General features: G+C 58.8%; 7 protein-coding genes. 5 read left to right on the top strand and 2 right to left on the bottom strand.

What is annotated here, in order from left to right; all coding sequences use genetic code 11:
• Nucleotides 1-284: 284 nt before the first annotated feature.
• The 4 genes from lhpI to GGQ73_RS12230 all read left to right on the top strand — a co-directional run bounded on the left by lhpI (nt 285) and on the right by GGQ73_RS12230 (nt 5,763).
• Entirely contained in the window at nt 285-1,238 is a 954-nt protein-coding gene (gene lhpI, locus GGQ73_RS12245; protein ID WP_183896571.1) for a bifunctional Delta(1)-pyrroline-2-carboxylate/Delta(1)-piperideine-2-carboxylate reductase, read from the top strand.
• Between the two features lie 14 nt (nt 1,239-1,252).
• Nucleotides 1,253-3,721 carry an ATP-dependent helicase HrpB gene (gene hrpB / locus GGQ73_RS12240; protein ID WP_183896569.1) on the top strand — a complete coding sequence of 823 codons (2,469 nt, stop codon included), beginning with the start codon at nt 1,253-1,255 and terminating at the stop codon, nt 3,719-3,721.
• A 71-nt stretch (nt 3,722-3,792) separates the two neighbouring features.
• Nucleotides 3,793-5,100, top strand: coding sequence for an ActS/PrrB/RegB family redox-sensitive histidine kinase (locus GGQ73_RS12235; RefSeq protein ID WP_174154440.1), 1,308 nt, complete (start codon nt 3,793-3,795; stop codon nt 5,098-5,100).
• 72 nt (nt 5,101-5,172) lie between these two features.
• On the top strand, nt 5,173-5,763 hold the full coding sequence (locus GGQ73_RS12230; protein WP_183896567.1) for an ActR/PrrA/RegA family redox response regulator transcription factor: 591 nt from the start codon (nt 5,173-5,175) through the stop codon (nt 5,761-5,763).
• A gap of 3 nt (nt 5,764-5,766) precedes the next feature.
• Here the strand turns inward: GGQ73_RS12230 and GGQ73_RS12225 are convergent, their stop codons facing one another.
• Nucleotides 5,767-6,252 (bottom strand): MmcB family DNA repair protein, encoded by a 486-nt coding sequence (locus GGQ73_RS12225; protein ID WP_183896565.1) that lies wholly within the window; start codon nt 6,250-6,252, stop codon nt 5,767-5,769.
• Nucleotides 6,253-6,436: 184 nt separating this feature from the next.
• On the opposite strand from GGQ73_RS12225, the gene GGQ73_RS12220 reads away from it, so the two are divergent.
• Nucleotides 6,437-7,120 carry a L,D-transpeptidase gene (locus tag GGQ73_RS12220; RefSeq protein ID WP_183896563.1) on the top strand — a complete coding sequence of 228 codons (684 nt, stop codon included), beginning with the start codon at nt 6,437-6,439 and terminating at the stop codon, nt 7,118-7,120.
• Nucleotides 7,121-7,266: 146 nt separating this feature from the next.
• Here GGQ73_RS12220 and GGQ73_RS12215 read toward each other — a convergent pair whose 3' ends face one another.
• A complete protein-coding gene (locus tag GGQ73_RS12215) occupies nt 7,267-9,438 on the bottom strand; it encodes a malate synthase G (protein WP_183896562.1) in 2,172 nt (723 codons plus the stop codon).
• Nucleotides 9,439-9,504: the final 66 nt, after the last annotated feature.

The raw sequence follows: 9,504 nt of genomic DNA, 5'->3' as shown, positions 1-9,504 counted from the left end.
CAGTTTTCTCCAGAACGAAGGACATCGTCGCTAGCAGCGCCGCCGCCCTCGTCAGTGAGCGGACTTATAGAGGACACCAATCAAACAAGTCAACACACCCAATTCATAAAAATAAAGAAAATGTATAAGATGTTGATTTAATTGAGGTATTTTGGGGATTCTTCTGTGCTGCCTGTTTTCGGCTCACAAATCCCCCCGATTTCCATGGCATTGCGCGCCCTTCCCTTCACCCAGTCGTGCCAGATTGCTAAGGTCTCCCCTGTTCATCAGATCGGAGCCGCCACATGCTTGTTCTCAATGTCGAAGAAACCCGCCATGCCCTGCATTGGCCAGCTCTTATCGATGCGATCGAGACGATGTTTCAGGGCAGATGCATTATGCCGGTGCGCCATCATCACGAGGTTGAGGTCCCTGGGGAAAGCGACGCTACCCTGCTGATGATGCCCGCCTGGGTACCCGGCTCTTATATGGGGGTGAAGATACTCTCTGTCTTTCCTGACAACAGCCTACGCTCATTGCCGGCCATCTTCGGAACCTATCTTTTGTCGTCGGCCAAGACCGGTGAGATGCTGGCTGTCATCGAAGGTGGAGAGCTCACGGCGCGGCGCACGGCAGCGACATCGGCGCTCGCTGCCAAATATCTTTCGCGTGAGGACGCGTCGTCGATGTTGATGGTTGGAACGGGGCGTCTGTCCCTCAATCTCATTCAGGCCCATGCCACGACCCGCAATCTCACATCTTTCCAGATATGGGGGCGCAATGCTGCTTCAGCTGAAAAGACCGCTGAAGAGGCGCGGCAGCATGGGTTCAATGCCAGCGCATGCGACGATCTTGAAGAGGTCGCTCGGAAAGCAGACATCATTTCTTGCGCGACCTTGTCCCATGAGCCCCTGATCAAGGGGGACTGGCTAAAGCCGGGTGCACATCTCGATCTGGTCGGCGCATTCAAGCCCACGATGCGCGAGAGCGACGATGTGGCGGTCAGACGCGCCACTGTTTATGTCGATACAGTCGAGGGCGCATTGAAGGAGGGTGGCGATATCGTCCAGCCTCTCCAAGCGGGTATTATCCAGCGTGACGACATTCGCGCCGAGCTTTCCGATCTGGTGACTGGTCGCCACAAGGGCCGCCAGAGCGAGAATGAGATCACCCTGTTCAAATCCGTGGGCGCTGCGCTGGAGGATCTCGCGGGGGCGATCCTTGCCTATGAAAGCGTGACGGCAAACCCGAATTCCTGAGTGGCATGACACATATGACAGAGCAAACGTTGCCCAGCCTGCCGGTCACAGAGGTGCTGACCAACATTGGCGAGGCGCTGGCAAAAAGACGACAGGCTGTGCTGTCTGCACCACCGGGTGCGGGCAAGACGACGCTGGTGCCGCTCTTCTTGCTGGATCAGCCATGGCGCGGTGACGGCAAGATCATTCTGCTGGAGCCTCGAAGGCTCGCGGCTCGTGCTGCCGCCAGCCGCATGGCGTCTTTGCTCAGCGAGGCCGTCGGCGAAACCGTGGGCTACCGTATGCGGCTGGACAACCGCGTCTCGGCGAAAACCCGGATAGAAGTGGTGACCGAAGGTGTTTTTGCCCGCATGGTTCTGGACGATCCTGAACTATCCGGTATCTCCACCGTCATTTTCGATGAATTCCACGAACGCTCCCTCGATGGCGACTTCGGTCTGGCGCTGGCGCTGGACGTGCAGGCCGGGCTTCGCGAAGATCTCCGCATCCTCGTCATGTCGGCGACGCTGGATGTGGAACGGGTCAGCGGTTTGCTGACAGATGCGCCTGTTATCAAAAGTCTGGGCCGCAGTTTTCCGATCGATATCCGCTACGATGACCGAACGGGGCAGGACCGGATAGAAGACAAGGTTGCCCGGGCAATTGCGGAAGCGCATGATACAGAGAGCGGATCGATCCTTGCCTTTCTGCCTGGACAGGCTGAAATCACGCGCACGCTGGAACGCCTGGAGGGCCGGTTCGGCAAAGACACACATGTCATTCCGCTTTACGGCAACCTTCCCCAGAGGGAGCAGGATGCGGCCATCAGGCCGACCGAGCCGGGTCAACGTAAAATCGTCTTGGCAACGTCGATTGCCGAGACCTCTATTACCATCGATGGTGTGCGGGTTGTGATCGATAGCGGTTTGCAACGCCTGCCAGTGTTTGAGCCATCGACCGGCATGACACGACTTGAGACGGTGAAGGTGTCGCGCGCCTCTGCCGATCAGCGGGCGGGTCGTGCCGGGCGAACCGAACCCGGTATCGCCATTCGGCTGTGGCATGCGGGTCAGACGGCTGCGCTTCCCGCTTTCACCCCGCCCCAGATCCTGGCGAGCGACCTCTCGGGCCTTGCGCTCGATCTTGCCCATTGGGGTGTAACCGATCCAGCTTCGCTGGCATTTCTGGATCAACCACCGCAGACCGCGCTCATGGAAGCCCGCGCGCTCCTGACCAATCTTGGCGCGCTGGATGCGACGATGGCCATAACACCGCGCGGCAGGAAAATGCGCGAATTGACTATTCCCCCTCGGCTGTCTGCCATGGTGATTGCGGCCCACGACGCTGGACATGGCAATGAGGCAGCCATGCTGGCTGTGCTCCTGACCGAACAGGGGCTCGGCGGCAGCGATATCGACCTGGAGGAAAGGCTTCGGCGTTTCAGGCACGAGAAAGGCGATCGAGCCGCAGCGGCCAAGGGTCTCGCCAGACGGATTGCCTCCTCTGTCGGGAATGCACGTGAAGACACCCCCGTGCCCGTCACAGCGGGCGAACTTCTGCTGCATGCCTATCCCGATCGCATCGCGTTTCAACGCGGCGCGCGCGGACGTTACGTGATGGCAAACGGCCGGGGGGCCGAACTTGCCGAAACGGAACGTCTTGCCACGGAGAAAATGCTCGTCGTGGCCGATGTGACAGGGCGTGCCGCGCAGCCTCGCATTCTAGCAGCGGCCTCGATACGTCGCGAAGATGTGGAAGAGCACGTGCCCGATGCGATCTACACAGAGGACCAGCTGTTTTTCGACAAAGCCAGCGGCCAGGTCCGTGCCCGTCGTGTCACCCGTATCGGGGCCATCGTTCTGGAGGAGACACCGCTTGGCAAACCAGGCGGTGAAAAAGCCGCTGTCGCGCTGGCCAACGGTATTCGGGACCATGGGCTGGCCATCCTGTCTTTCTCCAAAGAGGCACAACAGTTGCGCCAGCGGCTGGGCTTTTTGCACAGAACGATTGGTGAGCCGTGGCCGGATACATCCGATGTGTCTCTTGTCGCGCGTCTGGACGAATGGTTCATCCCTTATCAGCATGACGCCAGAAGCCTTCAGGAAATCAGGCCCAGTGGCATCATGGACGGGCTTCTGTCGCTTGTCCCGCATGCAGCACAGCGGGAACTGCCGAAACTGCTGCCGACCCATTTCGAGGCGCCGACCGGCCAGAGGCACCCCATCAGCTATGATGGAGAAGATCCGACGATCACCATCCGCGTGCAGGAACTGTTCGGGCTGAAGCAACACCCCGCTGTTGCAGGCGGCAAATTGCCACTGCTGCTGGAATTGACCTCGCCCGCCCACAGGCCGATACAGACCACGCGGGATCTGCCCGGTTTCTGGTCCGGCTCCTGGAAGGACGTGCGGGCCGACATGCGTGGACGCTACCCACGCCACCCATGGCCGGAAGACCCTGCCTCGGCGCAACCCACCAATCGCGTGAAGCCGCGCGGAACGTAGCTGTTCATTTTTCGCATGTGTTTATCGCAAAACCGCTTAAGAGAAACACATGCTTTAGAGGAGACGGGCGGATGGTAGCCCAGCCAGAAGAAAACACCCGGCTTGGCCGTGCCAGCCGTCACATCCGTCTGCAAACCATTGTCTGGTTGCGCTGGCTGGCCGTGGTAGGGCAGAGCGCAACGATCCTGATCGTTGCCTTCGGGCTGAATTTCCCGCTGCCTCTTTTGACCTGCGCCGTGTTGATCGGGGCGCTTGCCGTCGCAAACCTCTTCCTGTCGGCACGCTTTCCGGCAACCTATCGGCTCGAGCCCTGGGAAGCGACCCTTCTTCTAGCCTTCGACCTACTGCAACTGACGGCGTTGATCTACATTACCGGCGGGCTTTCCAACCCGTTTGCGCCGCTGATCTGCGTACAGGTCATCATTGCGTTTGCATCGCAGCCGATGAAGCACTCATTGATGCTGCTGATCTTTGCCCTGGTTTGCGTCACGGCCATCGCATTCTCCCCCTTCCCGGTTCCCTGGTACCCGGGCGAAACATTGCCGATCCAACTCATCATCCATATCGGCATATGGTGCTCCATTGTCGCCATGATGCTGTTTGCCGCCTTTTACGCCTATCGAGTCTCGCATGAGGCAAACCAGCTGGCGGATGCGCTGGCGGCCACGGAGCTGGTTCTGGAGCGGGAAAAGCACCTGTCTCAGCTGGATGGGCTGGCGGCGGCGGCGGCGCACGAGCTTGGCACGCCGCTGGCGACGATCAGTGTCGTGGCCAAGGAAATGGAGCGGGAGCTTGGCAATGATGAGCGCTTTCGCGAAGACGTGGCGCTGTTGCGCAGCCAGAGCCAACGATGCCGCGATATTCTCCGGCGGTTGACGTCACTATCTGCCGAGGGTGAAGAGCATCTGCGCAAGCTTCCGCTCTCCTCGCTCATCGAGGAGGTCATGGCACCGCACCGGGAATTCGGCATCAAGCTTCGACTTGTCGAAAAGAGCGGTCGAAGCGGTGAGCCGGTCGGCGCACGCAATGCCGGCATTCTCTATGGCCTCGGCAATTTGCTGGAGAACGCGGTCGATTATGCGCGCGAATCGGTAACGGTGACGGTCGAGCATGATGCGCAGCAGGTGAAGGTGACGATCGAGGATGACGGCCAGGGCTACGCACCGGATATTCTGGCGCGGATCGGTGAGCCCTATGTCACCAAGCGTCAGGATGTGACCCGTGCTGGCGGTCTGGGCTTGGGACTGTTCATTGCAAAGACGCTGCTCGAGCGCTCCGGGGCGACGCTGAACTTCGAGAACCGCGGACCAGATGCCGCAGGGGCAAGGGTCACAGTTGTCTGGCCTCGCGACATTATGGACGATAATAAAGACAAGTGACAGCATTGGGCTCGGCTGGCAGCACACAAGCCCGATACCTATATATATGATGCAGTGGACGGGAGATCAGGCATGAGTAACGAACACCAAAATCATGAGGCAGACCCCACGACAGCGGAACAGACCAACCCGATCGGACCGGACGCCTCGCTTTTGATCGTCGATGATGACGGTCCGTTTTTGCGCCGGCTGGCACGCGCCATGGAAACCCGTGGCTTTACCGTAGAGACAGCGGAATCGGTCAGCGAAGGCATCGCCAAATCCAAGCTGGCACCGCCCAAATATGCCGTCGTGGATTTACGGCTGGGTGACGGCAATGGTCTGGACGTGATCGAAGCCATTCGCCAGCATCGTGACGATACGCAAATCGTGGTCCTGACGGGCTATGGCAACATCGCCACTGCCGTAACGGCGGTGAAGCTCGGCGCGCTGGATTACCTGGCCAAGCCTGCCGACGCCGACGATGTCTTCAATGCGCTGACCCAGCGCGAAGGCGACAAGATGGACCTTCCGGAAAACCCGATGTCAGCAGACCGGGTGCGGTGGGAGCATATTCAGCGTGTCTATGAAATGTGCGAGCGTAACGTTTCGGAGACGGCACGGCGCCTCAACATGCACCGGCGCACTTTGCAGCGCATCTTGGCCAAGCGCGCACCGAAGTAATATTCAGTCGGAATAATCCTTGCCGGTGGACCACTCGGCCATCATCAGGCGACGGGCGGCTGCGCGTGCGAAATCCAGCATCAGTGACTTGCGCGTAGCGGGCGGCAATTTATGCTCCGGGGCTTCGCGCACCATGTGTGCGCCATAGCCATCCGAAACAAACAGCCCACACTCTTCAGGAAAGATATCGAGCGGCACCCCGCTATGGGTCGCAAAGAAGAGCCTGTCGCAATGCTGACGATAATCAGGCCATTTACGGTCTACCTTGAAGTCCTCGATCGAGGATTTGATTTCGATGATCCATATCTCGCCCTTGACCGACACGCTGATGAGATCAGCCCTGCGACCGCTGGACAGCGCCAGTTCAGGCAGGACTGCGTGCCGCATCTCGTTCAATAAAATCTGAACGCCACGACGCACGAGCATCGCATTTTGCGATTGGCGACCGTCGATTAACGGATTGTTGTTGACGATGGAAAGAATAGTCATGGATAAACCCAGGCCATCGAGGCCTTCTCATGTTGCAAAAAGGCCATCCGGCCATAATTTCGCGTGCCATATTCTCTTGCTGCGATGCAACGGCTTGCCAACACAAGATTAATCGAAAATAACCCATCTATTCAATAGAGCTTCATGCATCGTCTGAAATGGCGATATTTCCCGCGAGAACATCATGCGACTTCGCACTATTTTGACTGCCCTCGGCCTGTCGTCGGTCTTTGCTCTGGGCGGTTGCGCCTCGACATCGACACAGACCACGCCTGCGACCGCCTCGGCACCTGCCTATGTTGAAACGACACAGATCTTCGGCGACGAAGTTTATAGCGCGACGACCGATGCCGGTTACGCCCTTCCGGCCATTCCGATCAACCGTGTGGACAAGCGTTTTCACCGCCAGATCGTAAGCTACGAAACACCGGAAAAGGCAGGCACGGTCATCGTCAACACCCGTGAGCGCTTCCTTTACTACATCCTGCCAGGCGGCAAGGCTGTTCGTTACGGTATCGGCGTTGGCAAGCAGGGCTTTGCATGGGCCGGTGAAGCCTATGTTGCGTGGAAGCAGGAATGGCCGATGTGGCATCCGCCCAAGGAAATGGCAGATCGCAAGCCTGAAGTTGCCCGTTACGTCGAAGGCGGCATGGGCCCGGGCCTGACCAACCCACTTGGCGCACGCGCTATGTATCTCTTCAACGACAAAGGTCAGGACACGCTGTTCCGCATCCATGGTTCGCCAGAATGGGCATCCATCGGCACGGCTGCCTCATCCGGCTGCATCCGCATGATCAATCAGGACGTGATCGACCTCTACAGCCGCGTCCGTCCCGGCCGCAGCTCCAAGGTCATCGTGATCCAGTAAGATCACCTGAAACAGTGATGGGAAAAAGCCGCCGAGGATGTCCCCGGCGGCTTTTTTGTTGGGCGAGACGCCCCGGGTCTTAACGATCGGGCAGCCTGTAGGGGCCGTGAAGCGCTGATGGCCCGCGCTTCACAACATAGGATGCCTCAGCCGTTGGACTGATTCGATTTCAGTTCCAGACGGCGGCGGTGGAGAACCGGCTCCGTGTAGCCGTTTGGCTGGTCCCGGCCCTTCAGCACCAGTTCAAGGGCGGCCTGGAAGGCGATGGACTTCTCGAAGTTCTTGGCCATCGGCTGGTAGGCTGTGTCGCCTGCATTCTGGCCATCCACCACCGCCGCCATGCGCTTCATGGTCTCGATAATCTGCTCTTCCGTCACCACCCCATGGCGCAGCCAGTTTGCCATGTGCTGGGCCGAAATGCGCAACGTAGCGCGGTCTTCCATCAGGCCGACATTGTTGATGTCTGGCACTTTGGAGCAACCGACGCCCTGATCGACCCAGCGCACGACGTAACCCAGAATGCCCTGAGCATTGTTGTCGAGTTCCCGCTGGATTTCGTCTGCGCTCCAGTTGGGACGCACTGCAACTGGTACGGAAAGAATGTCGGACAGCTTTGCGCGCTCGCGACTTTTCAGGCCATTTTGAACCGTCGCCACATCGACGCTGTGATAATGCGTGGCATGCAGCGTCGCAGCCGTGGGAGAGGGAACCCAGGCGGTGTTGGCACCGGCTTTGGGGTGCGCAATCTTCTGTTCCAGCATCGCCGCCATCAGGTCGGGCATCGCCCACATGCCCTTGCCGATCTGGGCATGGCCGGACAGGCCGCATTCGAGACCGACATCGACATTCCAGTTTTCATAGGCTGCGATCCACGAGGCCTGCTTCATATCACCCTTGCGAATCATCGGCCCCGCTTCCATCGATGTGTGGATCTCATCGCCCGTGCGATCGAGGAAGCCTGTGTTGATGAAGACCACACGATCCTTGGCAGCGCGAATGCACTCCTTGAGGTTGACGGTGGTGCGGCGCTCCTCATCCATGATGCCCATTTTGATGGTGTTGTGTGCCATGCCGATCAGCGTTTCGACACGACCGAAAATCTCAGACGCGAAGGCCACTTCTTCCGGGCCATGCATCTTCGGCTTGACCACATACATGGAACCGGCGCGCGAGTTCTGGCGGTTCCCGTTCGGACCGACATCGTAGAGGGCAATCAACCCGGTCACCACGGCGTCCATGATTCCTTCGGGGACCTCTCGGCCATCACGGTCGAGAATCGCGGGATTGGTCATGAGATGGCCGACATTGCGAATCAGCATCAGAGAGCGGCCCGGCACCGTTAGCGCAGAACCGTCTGGCGCCGTATAATTGCGGTCGGGGTTGAGGCGGCGCGTGAAGGTTTTGCCGCCCTTGGCGACCTCTTCCGTCAGATCGCCGCGCATGAGGCCAAGCCAGTTTCGGTAGGCGACGACCTTGTCTTCCGCGTCGACCGCAGCCACGGAATCTTCGCAGTCCATAATCGTCGTCAGCGCCGATTCCACGATGACATCGGAAATACCTGCCGCATCGCTGGTACCGATATCGGTCGATGGGTCGATGACGATGTCGACATGAAGGCCGTTCTTCCTGAGAAGGATCGACGACGGTTTGGGCGCATCGCCGCCGAAACCAGCGAACTGGGCCGGATCTTTCAAGCCAATCCAATTGCCGTCAGCAGCGATTTCCAAAACGCCATTGGTAATTTTGAAACCGGATATGTCAGACCATGTGCCGCTCTCCAGTGGCGCGGAGCGATCAAGAAAATCCCGTGCCCAGGCGATGACTTTTGCACCGCGCTTGGGGTTGTACCCCCTGCCCTTTTCAGCACCGTCATCTTCCGAGATCGCATCCGTGCCGTACAGCGCGTCATAGAGCGAGCCCCAGCGCGCATTGGCGGCATTGAGCGCGTAGCGTGCATTCATGACGGGCACGACAAGCTGCGGACCGGCCAGGCCGGCAATTTCGAGATCGACATTTTGCGTATCGACCGTGAAGGCGTTGCCTTCTGGTAGTAGATAACCGATGTCACGCAGAAAGTTTTCATAAGCGGCAAGATCGACCGGCGCCCCGTTTTCCCGATACCAGCTATCCAGCTTTTCCTGAAACGCATCCCGCTTGGCCAGCAAATCGCGATTTTGAGGGGAAAGCGAATGGACGATGTCTGAAAAGCCCGAGAAAACGGCATCGACGTCCAGGCCCGTCTCTGGAAGGACCTCATCCTTCAAAAAGCGATAAAGCGTTTCGTCAAATGAAAGACCGTGCTGTTCAATGCGGCTCACCGTATATCTCCCTTGTCAATACTGGGGCGGAGAGTGGACACTGAAAGCCTGTCTCGTCAATCGCAA

It is taken from the genome of Rhizobium skierniewicense (assembly GCF_014196515.1).
Classification (GTDB): Bacteria; Pseudomonadota; Alphaproteobacteria; order Rhizobiales; family Rhizobiaceae; genus Agrobacterium; species Agrobacterium skierniewicense.
This window is presented reverse-complemented; position numbering and strand designations above follow the sequence as displayed.

What these genes read in the sequence shown, in the direction of transcription:
- GGQ73_RS12230 (WP_183896567.1), top strand. Translation starts at nt 5,173, where the DNA reads ATGAGTAACGAACACCAAAATCATGAGGCAGACCCCACGACAGCGGAA.
- hrpB (WP_183896569.1), top strand. Translation starts at nt 1,253, where the DNA reads ATGACAGAGCAAACGTTGCCCAGCCTGCCGGTCACAGAGGTGCTGACC.
- GGQ73_RS12235 (WP_174154440.1), top strand. Translation starts at nt 3,793, where the DNA reads ATGGTAGCCCAGCCAGAAGAAAACACCCGGCTTGGCCGTGCCAGCCGT.
- GGQ73_RS12225 (WP_183896565.1), bottom strand. Translation starts at nt 6,252, where the DNA reads ATGACTATTCTTTCCATCGTCAACAACAATCCGTTAATCGACGGTCGC.
- lhpI (WP_183896571.1), top strand. Translation starts at nt 285, where the DNA reads ATGCTTGTTCTCAATGTCGAAGAAACCCGCCATGCCCTGCATTGGCCA.
- GGQ73_RS12220 (WP_183896563.1), top strand. Translation starts at nt 6,437, where the DNA reads ATGCGACTTCGCACTATTTTGACTGCCCTCGGCCTGTCGTCGGTCTTT.